Here is a 16,980-nt window from a genome sequence, read left to right on the forward strand (position 1 = left end):
ACATCGATGCAACCCGACGCGCACGAATCGGTAGCATCGACACACTTCGCGACGATCCACGCGTCGCGATCTTGACCCAGCATGGTCGAGCGTCATGACCCGGACCTGTCGCCGTGCCGTTGGTGCGGCGGCGGGTTCGCCGAATGACCGGTCGAAGTGGAACACCGTGCAAGACATCGTTCATCGCGGCCGCGACGGATGGCTCTTCCTCGTCGGCGGGTCCAACAATGTGCTGGACCAGTACCGGAAGGACGCGTTTCCGCCCCAGCATTTTCCAGCATGGCGGCGCCTGCTTGAGGATCGCGTCCGGCGGGCGCGTGGCGTCGGCGCGCGCTACTTCCACGTGGCGGTCCCGGAGAAGGTCTCGATCCTTGCTGATCGCTCCCATCTGTCGGTCGATCCCGACCTCGCGCCGTCGGTGTTGCTGCGCCGCTGGCTTCGCAATTCCATCGCCTGGGGATCGCTGATCGATCTGATTGAACCGTTTCGCGGCGATCAGGACCGCGAGAACCTCTATCTCAAGACGGATTCCCACTGGTCCCTGCCGGGTTGCCATCGCGCCTACCTGACGATCTGTGCTCGTATGGGGGTTCGACCACGGGTTCGCCTCCTTCCAGCCGAGCCCGCGCTCGCCTCGCTCTCGGGCGATCTCGGGACCAAGTTCCCAACGCATGTGGACGAGGTCGTGCCGGTCTGGACGTATCCACGCACGGCCGAGCGGCAGCACGTCAACGCCTACCTTTACCGGATCCTGACGGAGCGGGGCGCGACCGGTGGCGGTGTCGGAACGCGGGCCGTGTTCCGCAACGACGCGCCCGGGATCGATCCGCGCCGGATCATCCTGTGCGGGGATTCCTTCGCCCATCACGCCTACCTGCCGCTCGTCGGCGCGCTCACCGCGATGTTCGCCGAGACGTTCCTCGAAGTGCATTTCTTCTGGGCGACGACGGTCGATTGGTCCTATGCCCGCGAACTTCGCCCGGACTTCATCCTCACCGAGATCGCCGAGCGCTTCATGGTGACGATCCCGCCGGCCGATTTCGAACACGACAGTTTTGGCCGGCAGATGGAAGCCTATGCCTTCGGCAACTAAGCCAAGCGACGCTTGATCTGTGCTTTTCACGCCGATCTCTAGAAGTGAACGGCGGCTTTCCGCTGCCCGAACTCGCCCGAAGCGACATTGTGGCGCAACTTGTTGCATCCCGGCCACGAATCACAGTTTTCGAGACTTGCCGAGAGTGTCCATGCTGCGCGCGAGGTAGTGTCCGGTTAAAAATTCGTTAATTTGAATGCTCAGGCAGCCGAGCCGGAGATCAGCGCGTGCGAGAGGAACTTCGCGTCGAATCTTCCGCCGACCGCTCGCTCACGGACTTCCTCCGGATGCGGGGCCTGCCGGTCGCTGCCGTCGGCGCGGTCACCGCACACGCGATCTGGCGACAGGGCGGCATCGGCGCCGAAGAACTCGCCGACGCGGTGGCCGCCTTCCATAGCCTGCCGCGCGCGAGCCGAGAGGCCGTATTGGACCTGCCGCCCCTGACCGAGGGTTTGTCCCGCCGGTTCCTCCAGGAAATGTTCCTCTATCCGGTGCGCACGGCCGAGGGCGCGCTCATTCTGGCCGCCGATCCTGCGCATGCCGAGCCGATCGAAGCGGTGAGGCTCGCCCTCGACGAACGGACCACCCTCGCCGTGCTCTCGTTCGAGGAGATCGCGGATCTGCTCACCCGCGACGACACGTCGGATCATGCCGCCCGTGCGGGTGCCGACCTCGATGGCGCGGCGGAGGTCGGTCTCTTCGACGACATCGAAACCTTGCAGGATCTCGCGCGCGGCGCACCGGTGGTGCGGGCGATCGACGACCTCTTCACCCGCGCCCTCGATGCCGGCGCCACCGACATCCACATCGAGACGGCGCGAGAAGACCTGCGCATCCGCTTCCGCATCGACGGCCTGTTGCGCCCGCAGCAGAGCCTGCCGCGCGGCATGGCGCCGGCGGTGATTTCCCGCGTGAAGATCCTCGCCGGCCTCGACATCGCCGAGCGCCGCCTGCCGCAGGATGGGCGCACGACGATCCGGGTCGGCGCCATCGAGGCGGATCTGCGCGTGGCCGTGATGCCAACGCTGTACGGCGAGACGGCCGTCCTGCGCATCCTCGTGCAGGACGCGCAGATCCTCAACTTCGCCCGGATTGGCATCGCCGGCCGGGACCGGGCCGCCCTGGAGGCGATGCTGGCCGAGCCGCACGGCGTCATCATCGTCACGGGCCCCACCGGCAGCGGCAAAACGACGACCCTCGCCACCGCGATCTCCCTGCTGAACGATCCGGCCCGCAAGATCGTCACCGTCGAGGATCCGGTCGAGTACCAGATACCCGGCATCCACCAGACACAGATCAAGCCGGCGATCGGTCTGACCTTCGCCAGCGCCCTGCGCTCCTTCCTCCGCCATGATCCGGATGTAATCATGGTCGGCGAGATGCGCGATCGCGAGACGGCAAGCATCGGCATCCAGGCCGCGCTCACCGGCCACCTCGTCCTGACGACGCTCCATACCAACAGCGCCTGCGATGCGGTGGTTCGCCTCGCCGACATGGGGATCGAACCGTTCCTCATCGCGTCCGCGCTGCGGGGCGTCCTCGGACAGCGCCTCGTCCGGCGCCTCTGTGCCCGCTGCCGGATCCCGGACGAGGAGGGCGCCGGCCTCCTGCGCGAGGTCTGCGCCCGGCGCGGACTGACGCCGCCGGAGCGCCTGAACCTGCATGCGCCGGTCGGATGCCCCTCCTGCGGGGGGACGGGCTATCGTGGCCGCGTCGGGCTGTTCGAGGCGCTGCCTGTCGATGGTGCCGTCCGCGAACTTGTCCGCCGTGAACCGGATCCGTTGCGCATCCTCGAAGCGGCCCGTGCCGGCGGCATGACGACCATGCTCGAAGACGGGATCGGGAAGGCCGCCGAAGGCCTCATCTCACTGGAAGAGGTGATGCGTGTCGCGGCCTGAATCGGGGAAAGACGGCGCGTCGGGGCTCGGGTTCGTCCGGCTCGCGCTGGCAGCGCGCCTCGTGCACGTGGGGAGGGCCGCCGGCCGGGTGTGGGGGCAGTTGCTCGATGCCTTCTTGGACAGGATCGCCCCGCTCGTCTCTCGCGTCGTCCCTCAGCGACGTGCGGTGATCGTGGCGGAAGGCGAGACCCTCGTCGTCCACGAACAGGCCGGGCGCGGCGCCCTCGTCCGTCGGGGCTCTCTCGAAGAGATAGCCGGGGCCGCGCCGGGCCGCTTCGCCAGGATCGACCTGCGCCTTCCGGCGGACCAGATGCTGCGGCGCAGCTTGACCCTTCCCTCCGCCGGCCGGGCGTATCTCCCCTCCATCATCGCGCATCGGCTCGAGCGGCTCACGCCGTGGCGCATGGACAAGGTCCTGCACGGGTTCGCCGTCTCGCCGGAGGAGCGGACGGACGGTACGCTGGCGGTCGATCTCCTGGCCACATCGGCGGACCGGCTGGCGCCGATCCTCGACCGTCTCGCCGCCCGCGGCTTCGTCCCGACGAACCTCGGCTGTGACGCGGATCCCCTCGACGTCCCTCCACGCATCGACCTGTATGCAGGACGCCCCGGCATCGCCGACCGGGGCCTGCGGCGGCGTGTCGGCCGCATCGCGGTCGTCTCGATCGCAGTGCTGATGATGGTCTGCCTGACCAGCGCGTGGATCGCCCAGGAGGCCGAGGCCGAGCAGGCTGAGACCACGGCACGCCTCGCCGCCCTGCGAACCCGCCTGCAGGCCCATCGCGGCGGCGGAACCTCGCGCGAGCAGGCGCTCATCGACGCGCATCGCGACGCGAGCGCCCTCGTGCTCATCGACAGGCTGAGCGCGGCCATTCCCGACAGCACGGTGCTGCGGGAGATCAACCTGAGCGCGGGGAAGGTGCGCCTCGCCGGGCGGTCGAGCGACGCGCCGGCCCTGATCCAGCAACTCGAAGGTCAGGTGGGCCTGACCGGTGTGAAGTTCGCCGCTCCGGTCGTGCGCGATGCGGCAGGGCGAGACCTGTTCGAGATCACGGCGGAGAGACCCGGCGACCCGGCAGGATCCACCCGCGGGCAAGGATCCGATCACGCGCGTCCGATCCGGGGGGCGCGATGATCGCTTTGTCCGCTCCCGCCCGATGGGTCGGGCCGACCGCCCTCGCGGTCTTCGTCGCACTGCCCTGCCTCCTCGCGGCGCTCACGGTCGTCAACATCCTGCGCTGGGCCGACGCGCGAAGCGTGCGAGCGGAACAGTCCGAACGCGTCGCCGACATCGAGCGGCGGGTACGGTCCTCCGCCGTCGCCCGCCTGCCGGCCTTCGATCTGAGTCGGATCTATCTCGCCGCCACGGTGCCGACCCTGGCGCGGGCCGAATTGCAGACACGGGTGGTCGATCTGGTCGAGCGTTCCGGGAGCCGCGTCATCGAGGTGCGGGCGGACGAGGACGCTCCGGCGGAGGATCCCCTCAGCACGACCGTCCGCGCCACATTCGAGACGGTGCAGGATCGCCTCGTCGACCTCCTTGCGGCCGTGGAGGGCGGTCTGCCGCTCCTGCGCGTCGCCGGCCTCGACGCACGGCTGGAGCAGCGGCGAGACGCTTCCGCTTCCTCCGACGATCCGCGGCTGCGCATCACTCTAACGGTCCGCAGCGACCGCAAGGGGGGGCAGCCGTGATGGGGGCGAGGCGCACCGGCCGTTCCACGCGGGTTCTTCGCGCCGCGTTCTTGGCAGGGTTGCCGGCGCTCGCGCTGTCAGCCGGCACGGCCCAGGCGGAGCCCGTGACCCCCTGGGGTGTCGCCCGCACGATCCTTCCCGATGCACCCGCCGCGCCTGACCCGGTCGGCCCGCCGGTCATGCCGGCGATGCCCGGCGGCGGCATCGGATCGGTGTTGGGCCCCGGCTCGGCTCCACGGCAGGGCGGCGGCGGATTGCCCTCGGCGCAGAGTTCGGCACTGCCCCGGCCACGGCTCTCCGAGCGTCCCGACGAACAGGTCCCTCCCGAGCTGAACCCGCTTGCCGCCACGCTCCCCGCATTGAAGGCGGTGCGGGAGCGGCCGCTTTTCTCGGCCTCGCGGCGTCCTCAGAAGCCCGCCCCGGCCGCAGTCGCGCAGATCGTAGTCCCAGTGGCCGCGCCGCCGCCCTCCGCCCCCGTCCTCCGCCTCATCGGGATCGTCCAGGATCCTGAGAATGCGGCGGGCCTCGTGCGGCGCGGCAGCGGTCCACCTCTCCTGCTGCGCACCGGCGATCCGATCGACGGCTGGTCGGTCAGCGAGATCGGGCCGGAGCATCTCACCATTCGCCTCGGTGATCAGGTCCAGACCTACAGGCTGTTCGCAGCGACCACCCCGCCCGGGATACGACCCCGGCCGGCACCTGGGCCGGGCGTGCGATGAGCCGGTCGTTTCTCGCACCCTGCCTCCCCCCGCTCGCGGCGCTTTGCGTCGCAGGCGCCGCCTGGCTCGGACATGGACCGACCTGTGCCGCGGTGATCCTCACGGGCTTGGCCCTCGTCGCCGCGCAAATCGCGTGGCAGGATCTTGCGACCTTCACGATTTCCGACGTGGCGTTGCTCGCCCTCGGCGCGCTGGGCTTCGCCGCGCGGCTCGCCGAGGCCGCCTTTCTGGGCATCCCGCCGCTGGACGGCTTCGGGCTTGCCGCCTTCGACGGCATGGTGTGCGGCGCCGCCTTCCTCCTCATCCGCGAAGGCTTCTACCGCTGGCGCGGGTACGATGGCCTCGGCTTCGGTGACGTGAAGCTCGCGCTCGCGGGCGGGATCCTCGTGGGAACCGAGGGCTTCGCCTGGACCGTGCTCGCCGCGAGCATCGGCGGCCTCGTCGTCGCCCTGTGGCAGCGGAGCCGGCGCGACTGGTCGCAAGAACCGATGAAGCTCGCTTACGGGGCCCTGTTGGCGCCGAGTCTCTGGCTCGTCTGGCTGCTGAGCGTCGGCCTTCCGCAGCTTCGGGTCTCGGCGCTCGGAGGGATCGGCTGACATGGAAGCGATGCTCAGCTTCGAGTACCGGGCCATCGATCCGGGCGGCAAGTTCCTCTCCGGCAGCATGGAAGCCGAGAGCCCCGCCGACGTCGTCGCGCATCTCGAACGCCTCGGCTGCACGCCGATCTCGGCGCAGCCGGCTCCTTTGCGCGCCAAGGGGCAACGCCGCTGGCAGGACCTCCTCAAGCCCGAGCCCTCGCCCGTCGCCATCACGGCGATGACGCTGGATCTCGCCATGCTCCTGCGCGGGGGCATCGCCCTGGACGAGGCGCTGCTGATCCTCGCGAACCTCGCGAGCGACCGCTGGCTGGTCCGGGTGTTGCGGGACCTGCATACGTGTCTCGGACAGGGGCAAAGTCTGTCCCAGGCGCTGTCCCGGCATGAGCGCCTGTTCTCGCCGATCTACGTGAAGATGGTCGAGGCGGCCGAAGTCTCCGGTTCGCTCGCGGAATCCCTCACGGCCCTGGCCGGGGAGCGGCAGAGGGGCGAGCGGCTGCGCAAGCGCTTCGTCTCCGCGATCTCCTATCCCGTCTTCCTCGTCGTGGCAGCGCTCGGCGTCCTTGCCTTCGTGCTGATCTACCTGATCCCGAAATTCGAGGTCGCCCTGCAGGGGTTCCGCGACCGCATCGATCCGACGGCCCTCGTGGTCTTCAACATGTCGGCCTTCCTGAACCGGAACCTCGACACGCTGGTGATCTGTCTGGCCCTCGTCCTGGCCGCTACGGTCGTGATCGCGCGGCTGGGGCGGGAGCGCGGCCTGTGGATCGCTTTCCTCGCGCGCCTGCCCGGCGCGCACGGCGTGCTCCAGAGCGAATTCACGGTCACGTTCTGCCGGACGCTCGCGGTCCTCGTTCGCAACGGCGTCGACATTTCGAGCGCCCTGCGGCTGATGCGCGGCGTCGTCCGCATGCCCAGGGCGGCCGCCGAAATCGACGGGATCGTCGCGGGCGTGCGCCAGGGCCGGCGCCTGTCCGATACCCTCGGCAACCGCCAGCTGTTCCCCCGCCACGTCGTGCAGATGCTGCGGGTGGGCGAGGAGGCCGGCGAACTGGCCTCGAGTGCGGAGCAGGTGGCGGTGTTCTACGAGGCCAAGCTCGATGCGGCCCTCGGCAGGCTGATCGCCGTCGTGGGGCCGGCCGTCATGGTGTTCGTCAGCATCCTCATCGCGTGGCTGATCATCTCGGTGATGACCGCGCTGATGAGCATCAACGACATGCTGACTTGATGCGGGCCACGCGCGTCCGGACGTCGGACGGCGAGACACCGGAAGACGAGGAGGCGAGGATGGATCGATCCGTATCCCAGGCAGGCCCGGCGGCGTCGGGCCGCCCGCGTCGAAGCAGGGAGCGCGACCGCAACGGCGGCTTCACCCTGGTCGAACTCCTGGTCGTCCTCGTGATCCTCGGCCTCGTGATGGGCCTCGCCGGTCCACGGGTGCTTGGGTACCTGTCGAGTTCGCGAGAGCGGACCGCCAAACTGCAGATCGAATCCTTTTCGTCGGCCCTCGATCTGTATTTCCTCGACAACGGCCGCTATCCGAACACGAACGAAGGGCTGCAGGCGCTGGTTCAGCGGCCCGCGTCGGCCGAGAATTGGAGCGGCCCCTACTTGAAGCAGGCCTCCGTCCCAGCCGACCCGTGGGGACGCCCCTACGAGTATCGGGTGCCCGGCAAGGCGGCCCCTTACATGATCACGTCCCTCGGGCCGGACGGGCAGCGGGGTGACGGTAGCGCGATCAGCCGGGAGTGAGGATGAAGCGGGCGGGCCGCGATGGCTTCACCTTGATCGAAGCCCTCGTGGCCTTCGCGATCGTCGCGGGCGCCACCGTGGTGGTGCAGCGCAGCCTCGTGCAATCCCGCGCCGCCACGGCCCAGACCGCGGATCGTGTGGCACCGGAATGGCTGATGCGGAGCCTCCTCGCGGAGCCCCTGTCGGACCTCGACATGAGCATGGGAGGTCGGTCCGGCGTGGAAGGCGGGCGCCGGTTCGAGATCCGGCTGACGCCGCTAACGGGCCTTGACGACGACCATGTAGGGCGTGGGCCGGATCGCACACCCGATCCGGCCGAGCGGCAGGTCCGGTGGCAGCCTATGCGCGTGTCGATCGCGGTGGAAACCGGCCCCGCGAAGTGGCTGACGCTCGAGAGCGTCAAGCTCGGGCGCATCGTCCTCAGTCCACCAACCTCGGATGGCCGGTGATGGAACCGCGCCGCCCGATCATCGGATCGGGCGGCGGCGGGCTGCCGTCACCGAATGGTGCCGTTGACTCCATTCGGGAAGAAGCCGGTCGGCGTTCCGTTGGCGTTGAGGTAGGCGATCCGCAGCACCTGCTGCGGCGTGCGGGCAAAGACCAACCCGTTCACGTCGGTCGGCGTGATGTTGATCGTCGCATTGTCGCCGATCCCCTGATCATCGACCTGCGGCCCGTCCACCGAATCCCGCGCAGCCGAGATCTGGCTCGCTTGCTGGAGGTAGTTCCTGGCATACAGGAACGAGCGGATGGCACCCGCCTGATAGGATTCCGTCGCCAGGAAGCCCGACGCGTTGGCCAGGAACGTCTTGTTGCTGATCAGCGGGGCCGCACCGGCCAGGGCCGTGACGCACACGTCCTCGAAGATGAAGGCCGCCTGGAGGAAGTTGTTCTCGTTCGCGTAAGGGTCGAACACGTCGTTCGGACCGGCGAGGCCGGCGGCCCGCGCCGCGAGGGTGAAGGCGAAGGCCAGATCGATCGCGGGGCGGGCGATGGGGGTGCCGCCGAGGACGTTCACGATCGTCGCCCGCAGGCTCTGGACGTGGGCGCGCTCATCGCGTGCCAGCTCATTCGCGAAGTTGGCGAGGTAGCGCGTGGCGAAGGCGATCTGCCGCCCGCCGGCCACCGCGCCGAGGTTGCCGGTACCGCTCACCTCCGCGTCGGTCAGGCCCTGTCCGACCGAAGCCCGCAGGTAGAACTCAGCCCCGAGATATTCGAAGTTGAGCGCGAAATTGGCGATATCGAGATCCGAGAGGGCTTGCGCCCGCGCCGGGGTGACGCCTGCTCCGAGGAGCGCGGCTCCAACGGCGCCCAGGCCGAGGGCCTGGATGAAGGCTCGCCGGCCCTTCTCGACGTCCATTGTCTTGACCGGATGGGCGGCTTGTTGGGTCTGATCGTTCGTAAGCATGGCTGACCTGATTCCTGGCTGATAGGGGAGGGTTCTGCGTCTCAGCGGATGGTTCCATTGAGACCGTTGGGGAAGAAGCCAGTCGGTCGTGTATTGGCATTGAGATAGACGATGTTGAGCACCTGTTGCGGCGTCCGCGCCGGGGTTACGCCTGTCGTGAGATTGGTCAGCACGATATTGGCAGTGTTCGCGTCGCCGATTCCCTGGTCGATGTTAGTGTTCGGGTTCAGCGCGTTGCGGGCGTTCGTGATAGCCTGCGCTTGGTTATAGAAGCCATTGACGTAGAGTTGCGTGCGGATCGCCCCTGCATGGTACCCTTCGACGGCCAGGATGCGCGCGGCGCCCGAGAGATTGCGGGGATCCGCGATAAGCGGTCCGCCGCCCAGATAGGCCGACACGCCGACATCCTCGAAGATGTAGGCCGCCAGAAGGAAGTTCGCGTCGTTGGCGAAGGCGTCGAAGGTGTCGTTCGGGCCGACGAGACCGGCGGCGCGGGCCGCGAACGTAAAGGCGAGATTCAGGTCGATGGCCGGGCGGGAAACCCGGTTACTGCCCAGCGCATTGCGCAGCGTCCGCACATGGGCAAGTTCGTCGTTGGCGAGTTCGACGGCGATCTTGCGGATGTTGGGATCCGCGAATGAGACTTGCCGCCCGCCGGAGACGGAGCCCGGCGTTCCGCTGCCATCGACATCGCTCGCCAGGAGGCCGCTGCCGTAGGCGGCCCGTTGATAGAATTCGGCTTCGAGATATTCGAGGTTGAGCGCGAAATTGAAGATATCCGCGTCGGACACTGACTGCGCCTGGGCAGACCCAACCTGAGGAGCCAGGGCAGAAGCCGCAGCGGCGCCGAGACCCACGGTGTGGAGCAAGGATCGTCTTCCTGGGCCGGATCGGGAGGTCGCTACAACCCGTTCCGCATCTCCATGGAAAATGCTCAGCTCGGCGGCGGCAGCTTGGCTGTCTTCCATCGAATCGAACTCCCTCAAGTAAATTGTAAATCTTGACCATACTCTAGCGAAAACCAGCATAGCGGCAACATCGCGTGTACGCCTCATATGTTTACTTCCGACGGACTGGCCGTCCATCAGAGGATTTTAAGTACAAAGCAAACTGCTCCCAATGTTCACTTGGCCTACGTTGTCCAGAGGGTGCGGCTAAACGACATAAATTGCGCCGATGCCAGACATGCGGCTCCTACATATGGAGACGGTTCGGACGCGAGTTGTCCGAAAGCGAGAAGGGCGCCGGATCACGAGCAAGCGGGTTTTTAACAGCTCTGGGTTGCTGTGAGGCATGGCTCGCAGTCTTATGGCCCAAACCCTCGGATCGGCCGTTGTGCCGGGCAGCTTCGTGCTTGCCCAAGCCGCTCAACGCTTGCTCGACGCGTATCCGTCCTCCGCCACGGCGTGGTATTTGAACCTCGCGGTCTTCGCGCCCTTGCAGGACGTCCGAGGCGTCTCTTCGCTCCTGGCGACCGTCCTCGACCGCACGTCGGCGACCGAGTTCGCCCTCATCCTTCTCCTGATGGCGGCGGTGCAGATCGTGCGCTTCCGCCTCGGCGTTGCCCTGTTCGCTCACCTCGCCTTCGCGGCGAGCCTCCTCGTCGCCAGAGCATGGACGGCGGATCTGCACGGCGCGATGTCCCCGTGGGTCCTCCAGACCCGTGAGGCGGGCGGCACGGCTCTCGTCGCGCTTCTCCTGGCGGCGACCGGGCTTGCCTGTGCCGTGAGCCACGCTTCGTTTATTCTCGCCATTGTGAAGTGCGAAGGCGACATGCCGCACTTCGCTTGGCCGAGGCGGGCGAGCGTTCCGGCGGATCGGCCCATGCTGTCACCCGCGACGCGATTGAGCCTGTAAGGCCTCTCGAACCGACGCCCGGTCGGCGCCCTAACCTTGACGCTTCGACAGGCCCCCGTATGCTGAACGGCCAGTGCACTCATCCGGTGTCTGACGACGCGGCTTTGGACCACATAGGCGCCGCACGGCGCGGCCAAGCAAAGACGCCCGTTACTCAGAACGGGTTGCGCGCCCTCCTCACTCCGCATTCTTCGGGTATTCGTGATGTCGAAGGCTGCGGCGGAGTGGAGCCTGCCACCAAAGGCGAGGACGGAGTGTTGAGGCGTATCGCGTTCGTGGCTGCGGGCTGCCTGGTGTTCGCGGGTGCAGGGTGCCAGAGCCTTCCCGGCGATCCTGTTTCCTCGGCAGATCCGCCGGCCTTCGAGACGGGCATCCTCACCTCGAACGAGGCCAACCGGCTCGGGCGGGCGGATCTCGCGGCAGGCAATTATGGCAATGCCGAGCGGCACTTCCGAACCGCCGTGGAGAAGGATCGCAACGACGTCCCGTCCTGGATCGGTCTTGCAGCCGCCTACGACAACCTCGGCCGGTTCGATCTCGCGGACCGGGCCTATCGGGAGGCCTCGGCGCTTCAGGGAGAGACCTTCGAGATCATCAACAACCGCGGGTATTCGTACCTCCTCCGCGGCGACAGGAAGCGCGCCTTGATCGACTTCAAGCGGGCGTTGGCGATCGACCCGGGCAATCAGGTGGTCCGCAACAACCTGCGGCTGCTCCAAACGGGCGAGCGGCCGAACCGTGACGTGCCGATCTGAACCGGATCGCTCCTCGGCCGATCCTGCTTCAGGCCGTCGTCCTGCTCGCCATCGGCACCACTGCAGGAGCAGCCGCCGAATCCTCGGGCGTGCTGTCCCTGCGACGGTTCGAATTGCTCGACCAATTGTCGGGCACGCGAGAATCAAGCGAGATCAACGCCTATCTCGCAGCAGTGGCTGACACGCTTGAGATCACCAACACGGTCCTCGCCAGTTCCGGCAAGCCGAAGCTCTTCTGCACGGACACGCCCCTGGACGTCCCGCTGATGCGGCGCCTGCTACGGGAGAGGATCGCGTTCCTCGCGAAGCTCGGGCAGGACACGGAGGCGATCAAGGCCCGCAGCGGCGTGGTGATCGTGGTCCTCCAGGCGCTGAGAGAGAAGTATCCTTGCCGATGATCTCGGGCCGGGGCGGCGTTATGCCGGCGTGTAAATTTCGTCGAGGAACGCGCGAACCGTCTCCGCCCGGCGGGCAGGGGGCGCGGTCGCGTCGGCGGCGAGGGCGGCGAGGAGTCGCGCGTAATCGTTGACGCGCCCGTGCGCAAGGACGTGGGTGTTGGCATTAACCACGTAGAGGTCCGTACCCGCCACGTCGAGCAGGCGGAGCATGTGGATGTAGTCGCCCCACCAGTGCATGTGCGCCGGATTGTCGAGCTCCCCGGCGGCGATCACGACAGCGCGCATCGCGTCAGGATCGGGATGGACGGCGAGGTGGGTCCGCAGGTCGATCAGCCCATCCGGGGTCGATAGGGCGCGGACGCCCACGAAAATGATCCGCCCCTTCGCCTGAACATCGGAGAAGGTTTGCGGCGCGCAGGCCACCACGGTCGCACCCGGCAGCCTCACCGAGGCCGCCAACGCCGCATAGGCCCCCGACGACTGGCCGAAGAGAAGCGGCTGGGCTCCACCAGTCTCGGGAATCACGACCCTCCGGCACAACTCGTCGATGTCCGGCAGGAGGGGGGAGCCCTGGTACCAGTAGCTGACCGAGTCCTGAATGTAGACAACTGGGCAACGCAGATTTCGGGCCGCGGCCAGCATGAAGTAGCGTTCGAGATTGCCGGCGAAGATCGTCGCGACGCAATCGTGATCGCCGGGAGGTCGGAAGACGGCGCAGCCCACCAAGTCCGAACGCGCGTTCAGGTCGGCGATCAGCGCTCGGAGGGCGTCGGGCTCCAGATCGCCGAGGCAGGTCTCATATCGAGCGATGGTAAAGGGCCTGTCTGGCGCCGGCACGTCCGCCGACTCCGGCGCCGGCTGTGGAACGCGCCTTCCGAGACCGAGTCGCCTCAGCAGGCCGGCTGACAGCCCGCTCATAGCCAGCGTCCAGCGAGGTCGGCGGCGACGTCCTCCTCAAGGATGTCCACCAGCCGCGACAGCGGGCCATCCCAATGCTCCAGGCAAGCTGTCCGATCCGCCGCTGCCTCGTTCCACTGCGAAAGGGCGTCCCCCAGCAGCGCGCAGAGCGTCGGGACGGCGTTCGAAACAGGAATCCCGAACTCCCTATGGGCTGGGATGTCCGAGGCGATCGCCGGCAATCCCATAGCTAGAGCCTGTCCGATGCCAAGGTTGTAGCCCTCCCATTGGGACAGGCTCATAAAGAGATCGCTAGCGGCGTAGAGTTCCGCCATCTCCTTGTCCGTGACGTTTGGGAAGACGGAGAGCCCGGCCTTGCGCAGATGCGCGACGTCCTCGTCGTCTCCCCGTCCCGCAAGGGCGAAGATCCCTCGGCCGGCGATGTCCGGTACGACGTAGCGCGCGTCGGCCGCCACGGTCGCGAACAGATCGACACCCTTGTACCGCCGCTCGCCCTCGTGGAACCGGCAGACGTTTAAGATGACGAATTGGCCTTCGAAGCCGAACTTTCGCCGAAGGGCTTGGCGCTTTGCTGCCCAATCCGGCGACCACGCCGACAGGTGGTTGTTGCCATTCCGCAGGACCAGCGCGTCGGCGCGGTACTGCTCCGCATGGATCGCCTTAGAGATAGTGAAGACCCGATGGGCCAGGGGGGCCGAGAATCGCTTCTCCCAGTCCGCCAACTCCCGGCCCTTCCAATCCTCGAAAAGGGCAGGCGGTGGCTCGCCGTGGTCATAAAAGTAGAGCAGCGGCCGGGCGCCGAAATACCGGGCCATGGAAAAGTACGGTGGGGTATGCGCCACGACGCAATCGTAGCCCTCTGTGACTGCGTAGGAGGCGGCCTGCAGATCGGTGACGAGCTTGACCCGGCGGCAGCCGGGATAGTCCCGGTCGCTGTCGCCGACTGGTCCTCCGACCGTCACGTCCCAACCACGCGTTAGGAACCGCTCCGCCTGAAGGCCAACGACACAGGCGACTCCATGGCCCAGGCCGTGAACGTGGGACAGGAGCAGTACCTTCCGCCGGGTAGGCGACCGGCGCCATGGTAGCACGCGCCGGGGGGGGACGGAGAGGTCACCGATCCGTTGCAGCGAGAGGTTGGGGTTGTAGGACGGGTCGTCCCGGAACAGCGAGGCGTGGCGTGATCGGACGTAGATCGCTTCCCGCCGGTTGGTCGCGAGCTTCTCGCGGGAATCGTCGTAGCCCCGTGACTTCGACTCGTGATGATAGAGCAGTGCCCGCGCGATGTAGATGTTTCGGTAGCCCTTCTCGAAGAGACGCATGCACAGATGGGCGTCGTTGAAGGCCACGGCCAGAACAGGGTCGAAGCCACCGACGGCCTCAAAGGCGCTACGACGTATCGCGAGGCAGGCACCTGTCACTGCGGTCATCTCACGAGTGGCGTCGAGCCCAAAGCACTCCTGGACCGAGTTTCGCACGAGGCGGTGAGCGCCAACGCCCTGGACGCCCAGCACGACCCCGCCATGCTGGATCGTGTCGTCGGGGTAGAGCAGCTTCGCGCCGACCGCGCCGACATCGGGTTCGGCAGCGTAGGCCACGAGGGACATCAGCCAGTCGGACTCGATGACGGTGATGTCGTTGTTCAAGAACACGAGGATCTCGCCATCGGTCGCGGCGGCCCCGTCGTTACAAATCTTCGAGAAATTGAACAGCCCCGGCGACGGGACCACCGTGCAGGACGGGGTGTCGGCCAGGGTTTTCAGATATGCGACGCTCTCGGGCTCGCGCGAGTCGTTGTCGATCACGACGATGCGGTAGCGGTCGCGCGGATACTTGGTCTTTTTCAGAATGCTGGAGATACAAGGTTCCAGCAACTCCTGCCGGTCGCGGGTGGGGATGAGGATGCGCACCTCCGGCGGTTCGGCGAGGGGCGGAGCCGGCAAAGGCCACAGGTTGCCCGGCACGACCTCGTAGACCTCCGGCCTGCTGGCCGCGCCCAGCTGCTCCCGGTCCGGTAGGGCGTAGAGCGAGAGGGGGATCCGCTCCACCGACCGATGATCCATCTCGAGCAGGAGCGCGGCGAAGGCCGTCGATGGATCGGACGCGAGGGCCTGCATCAGCGCGGTCTGAATCCGTGCGCGAGTCGCGAGAGAGAGCCGCACGCCGAGAACCGGGCCGGCATAGGGGACTTGCGCCATGAAGAGTGGTGCCATAGCCGGCTTGAACACCGGGCGGGTGCGCTGGCCGTCTGAGGCCAAGTGGTCATGGTCACTGAACGCAGCCTCGGCGGTGCCCCGTGCTAGCACCGAAGCGAAGCAGTAGGCCGCGTGAGCTCGCAGGCGCATCTCCCCGGCGGCGAGGATAGCAACGGCGCCGTTCGGGAGGCTGGCGAGGGCGCGCTCGGCCTCGGAGAGGTCGCCGGGCCCGCTGATGAGGCATAGTGCCGGTTTCACGCCGACCTGTTCCGCCATGGCCGCGCAGATGCTGGCCGCCTCCGCCTCTCCTCGGAGGACGTAGAGGCAGAGGACATCCGGGCGCGTGAAAGCCCGCGCGTCGGCCTCGATCCGTGCCCTGTCATCCTCAGTCAGGCTATCAAAGCGGTGAACCCAACGCGCGTAGGGCGGCGCCTGCACCGGTGTGATGCCGGCGGCCCGCCCGAAGCGGAGGTAATGCTCCAATGGCGACAGGTCCGTCTCGGCGAAGGACGGGTTCAGCTCGGAATAGAGCGCCGACTCGAAGTTCGGACCGGGATCGCGCCCCTCCCTAGCCCCCGTCTTGATCAGGTGCTCGAACGGGTCTAGGCCCGCGCCCCGCACGTCGGAATAGCGTTTGAGGTACCATTCCGCGTCGAAAAGGCCGCTTTCCCGCAGTAGCGAGCCGAACTGTCCTTCCGCCTCCATCTGCCGGCGTGTGGCCGGAAGCCCCGCCTCGCGCCCCACGCGCAGGTAATGCTCTAGGGGCGACAGATCGGACTTGGTAAAGGACGGGTTCGTCTCTGCATAGAAGGCCGAGTCGAAATCCGGGCCGGGATCGCGCCATTCCTGTGCCCCGGCCGTCACCAAATGCATCAGGGGATCTAGGCCGGCGCGGAGAACGTCCGTGTTCCGGGCGAGATACCATCCCCGGTCGAAGAGGCCGCTCTGCTCAACCAGGGTGCGGAAGGCTCCATCGTTTTCCCCCTCCTCCACAACTAACTGTATCGGCATCGGCTGCTGGGGCGCCGACGGAAGCGGGCGGGTCGGGGCGAGGCCGGCGGTCCGTCCGACACGCAGGTAGTGCTCAAGGGGGGACAGGCCCGTCTCGGCAAAGGACGGGTTCGTTTCGGCGTAGTAGGCAGAATCGAAATCCGGGCCGGGATCGCGCCATTCCTGTGCCCCGTGCTCGGCGAGATGATCGAGGGGATCCCGGCCCTGCTGACGAATATCCACATTGCGGTTGAGGTACCAGTTCTGATCGAAGAGGCCGCTTTCCGCGAAGAGGGTCCGGCGCGCCTGCCATGACGATCGCGCCTCGCCCTTTTGGCCGCCCATTGCGTTCGTCCAGCGTTTGAAAATCCGGCGCACGCGCGATACCTCTTAAATCATGCCGATCCGCCGACGCGGTATTCGGAACCTCAATACCTTCAATGATGAGGCGCGAAGCTCTGCTTAGCGCTTAGATCGTCAAATCTACAGTGAAACACCGTTTGCGGATTATTTTGTAGCATCGGCCTCACTTGGACCCAGGCGAGGAACGTTCGGTGGAGCGGAGGTAGGGGTTGACCACTATCGGGAGCCAACAACAAGGTCCAGTTGCGTCGACGTTCCCTCTCTCCTCTTTCCGGCGGGCATTGCGGGATGCAACCGGGACTGGCCGCGCCCGACGGTAGAAGCGGGAGTGTGGCCTTTGGGCACC

Annotated in this window: 16 protein-coding genes; 12 read left to right on the forward strand and 4 right to left on the reverse strand. The window is 67.1% G+C overall.

Annotation, left to right across the window (positions count from 1 at the left end; all coding sequences use genetic code 11):
- Nucleotides 1-166 precede the first annotated feature (166 nt).
- The 9 genes from AAHF99_RS07460 (at nucleotide 167) to AAHF99_RS07500 (ending at nucleotide 8,199) form a co-directional block, all read left to right on the forward strand.
- The gene (locus AAHF99_RS07460; RefSeq protein WP_342163492.1) at nucleotides 167-1,093 is read left to right on the forward strand and encodes an alginate O-acetyltransferase AlgX-related protein; all 927 of its coding nucleotides are present in this window, start codon (nucleotides 167-169) and stop codon (nucleotides 1,091-1,093) included.
- A 287-nt stretch (nucleotides 1,094-1,380) separates the two neighbouring features.
- Nucleotides 1,381-2,991, forward strand: coding sequence for a GspE/PulE family protein (locus tag AAHF99_RS07465; RefSeq protein WP_412759856.1), 1,611 nt, complete (start codon nucleotides 1,381-1,383; stop codon nucleotides 2,989-2,991).
- A complete protein-coding gene (locus AAHF99_RS07470; RefSeq protein WP_342163495.1) occupies nucleotides 2,978-4,126 on the forward strand; it encodes a PilN domain-containing protein in 1,149 nt (382 codons plus the stop codon). Before AAHF99_RS07465 ends, AAHF99_RS07470 begins: the two co-directional genes overlap by 14 nt.
- Nucleotides 4,123-4,683 carry a type II secretion system protein GspM gene (gspM, locus tag AAHF99_RS07475; protein ID WP_342163496.1) on the forward strand — a complete coding sequence of 187 codons (561 nt, stop codon included), beginning with the start codon at nucleotides 4,123-4,125 and terminating at the stop codon, nucleotides 4,681-4,683. Before AAHF99_RS07470 ends, gspM begins: the two co-directional genes overlap by 4 nt.
- A 104-nt stretch (nucleotides 4,684-4,787) precedes the next feature.
- Nucleotides 4,788-5,402, forward strand: a complete 615-nt coding sequence (locus AAHF99_RS07480) for a hypothetical protein (RefSeq protein ID WP_342163497.1) — start codon at nucleotides 4,788-4,790, stop codon at nucleotides 5,400-5,402.
- A gap of 92 nt (nucleotides 5,403-5,494) precedes the next feature.
- Nucleotides 5,495-5,998, forward strand: coding sequence for a prepilin peptidase (locus AAHF99_RS07485; protein ID WP_342163498.1), 504 nt, complete (start codon nucleotides 5,495-5,497; stop codon nucleotides 5,996-5,998).
- 1 nt (nucleotide 5,999) lies between these two features.
- A complete protein-coding gene (locus AAHF99_RS07490; protein ID WP_342163499.1) occupies nucleotides 6,000-7,226 on the forward strand; it encodes a type II secretion system F family protein in 1,227 nt (408 codons plus the stop codon).
- A 59-nt stretch (nucleotides 7,227-7,285) separates the two neighbouring features.
- Nucleotides 7,286-7,750, forward strand: a complete 465-nt coding sequence (gspG, locus tag AAHF99_RS07495) for a type II secretion system major pseudopilin GspG (RefSeq protein WP_342163500.1) — start codon at nucleotides 7,286-7,288, stop codon at nucleotides 7,748-7,750.
- A 2-nt stretch (nucleotides 7,751-7,752) separates the two neighbouring features.
- Nucleotides 7,753-8,199 (forward strand): prepilin-type N-terminal cleavage/methylation domain-containing protein, encoded by a 447-nt coding sequence (locus AAHF99_RS07500; RefSeq protein WP_342163501.1) that lies wholly within the window; start codon nucleotides 7,753-7,755, stop codon nucleotides 8,197-8,199.
- Between the two features lie 47 nt (nucleotides 8,200-8,246).
- Here AAHF99_RS07500 and AAHF99_RS07505 read toward each other — a convergent pair whose 3' ends face one another.
- Both AAHF99_RS07505 and AAHF99_RS07510 read right to left on the reverse strand, forming a co-directional pair.
- Entirely contained in the window at nucleotides 8,247-9,158 is a 912-nt protein-coding gene (locus tag AAHF99_RS07505; protein ID WP_342163502.1) for a ferritin-like domain-containing protein, read from the reverse strand.
- Nucleotides 9,159-9,199: 41 nt separating this feature from the next.
- A complete protein-coding gene (locus AAHF99_RS07510) occupies nucleotides 9,200-10,126 on the reverse strand; it encodes a ferritin-like domain-containing protein (RefSeq protein ID WP_342163504.1) in 927 nt (308 codons plus the stop codon).
- 367 nt (nucleotides 10,127-10,493) lie between these two features.
- Between AAHF99_RS07510 and AAHF99_RS07515 the strand changes: the two genes are divergently transcribed.
- From AAHF99_RS07515 to AAHF99_RS07525, 3 genes are all read left to right on the forward strand, one after another.
- Nucleotides 10,494-11,015 carry a hypothetical protein gene (locus AAHF99_RS07515; protein WP_342163505.1) on the forward strand — a complete coding sequence of 174 codons (522 nt, stop codon included), beginning with the start codon at nucleotides 10,494-10,496 and terminating at the stop codon, nucleotides 11,013-11,015.
- A gap of 59 nt (nucleotides 11,016-11,074) precedes the next feature.
- On the forward strand, nucleotides 11,075-11,770 hold the full coding sequence (locus AAHF99_RS07520) for a tetratricopeptide repeat protein (protein WP_342163506.1): 696 nt from the start codon (nucleotides 11,075-11,077) through the stop codon (nucleotides 11,768-11,770).
- Nucleotides 11,771-11,859: 89 nt separating this feature from the next.
- Nucleotides 11,860-12,168 (forward strand): Rap1a family protein, encoded by a 309-nt coding sequence (locus tag AAHF99_RS07525; RefSeq protein WP_342163508.1) that lies wholly within the window; start codon nucleotides 11,860-11,862, stop codon nucleotides 12,166-12,168.
- Between the two features lie 18 nt (nucleotides 12,169-12,186).
- On the opposite strand, the gene AAHF99_RS07530 is transcribed toward AAHF99_RS07525, so the two are convergent.
- Both AAHF99_RS07530 and AAHF99_RS07535 read right to left on the reverse strand, forming a co-directional pair.
- The gene (locus AAHF99_RS07530; protein WP_342163510.1) at nucleotides 12,187-13,005 is read right to left on the reverse strand and encodes a hypothetical protein; all 819 of its coding nucleotides are present in this window, start codon (nucleotides 13,003-13,005) and stop codon (nucleotides 12,187-12,189) included.
- Nucleotides 13,006-13,082: 77 nt separating this feature from the next.
- The gene (locus tag AAHF99_RS07535) at nucleotides 13,083-16,616 is read right to left on the reverse strand and encodes a glycosyltransferase (protein ID WP_342163511.1); all 3,534 of its coding nucleotides are present in this window, start codon (nucleotides 16,614-16,616) and stop codon (nucleotides 13,083-13,085) included.
- Between the last annotated feature and the right edge of the window lie 364 nt (nucleotides 16,617-16,980).

This window comes from Methylobacterium litchii (assembly GCF_038442315.1).
Classification (GTDB): Bacteria; Pseudomonadota; Alphaproteobacteria; order Rhizobiales; family Beijerinckiaceae; genus Methylobacterium; species Methylobacterium litchii.

Bases quoted from the DNA above. Each gene is read 5' to 3' on its own strand.
- AAHF99_RS07520 (WP_342163506.1), top strand. From the start codon at position 11,075: ATGCTGAACGGCCAGTGCACTCATCCGGTGTCTGACGACGCGGCTTTG.
- AAHF99_RS07500 (WP_342163501.1), top strand. From the start codon at position 7,753: ATGAAGCGGGCGGGCCGCGATGGCTTCACCTTGATCGAAGCCCTCGTG.
- AAHF99_RS07490 (WP_342163499.1), top strand. From the start codon at position 6,000: ATGGAAGCGATGCTCAGCTTCGAGTACCGGGCCATCGATCCGGGCGGC.
- AAHF99_RS07465 (WP_412759856.1), top strand. From the start codon at position 1,381: ATGCGGGGCCTGCCGGTCGCTGCCGTCGGCGCGGTCACCGCACACGCG.
- gspM (WP_342163496.1), top strand. From the start codon at position 4,123: ATGATCGCTTTGTCCGCTCCCGCCCGATGGGTCGGGCCGACCGCCCTC.
- AAHF99_RS07505 (WP_342163502.1), bottom strand. From the start codon at position 9,158: ATGCTTACGAACGATCAGACCCAACAAGCCGCCCATCCGGTCAAGACA.
- AAHF99_RS07510 (WP_342163504.1), bottom strand. From the start codon at position 10,126: ATGGAAGACAGCCAAGCTGCCGCCGCCGAGCTGAGCATTTTCCATGGA.
- gspG (WP_342163500.1), top strand. From the start codon at position 7,286: ATGGATCGATCCGTATCCCAGGCAGGCCCGGCGGCGTCGGGCCGCCCG.
- AAHF99_RS07535 (WP_342163511.1), bottom strand. From the start codon at position 16,616: ATGGGCGGCCAAAAGGGCGAGGCGCGATCGTCATGGCAGGCGCGCCGG.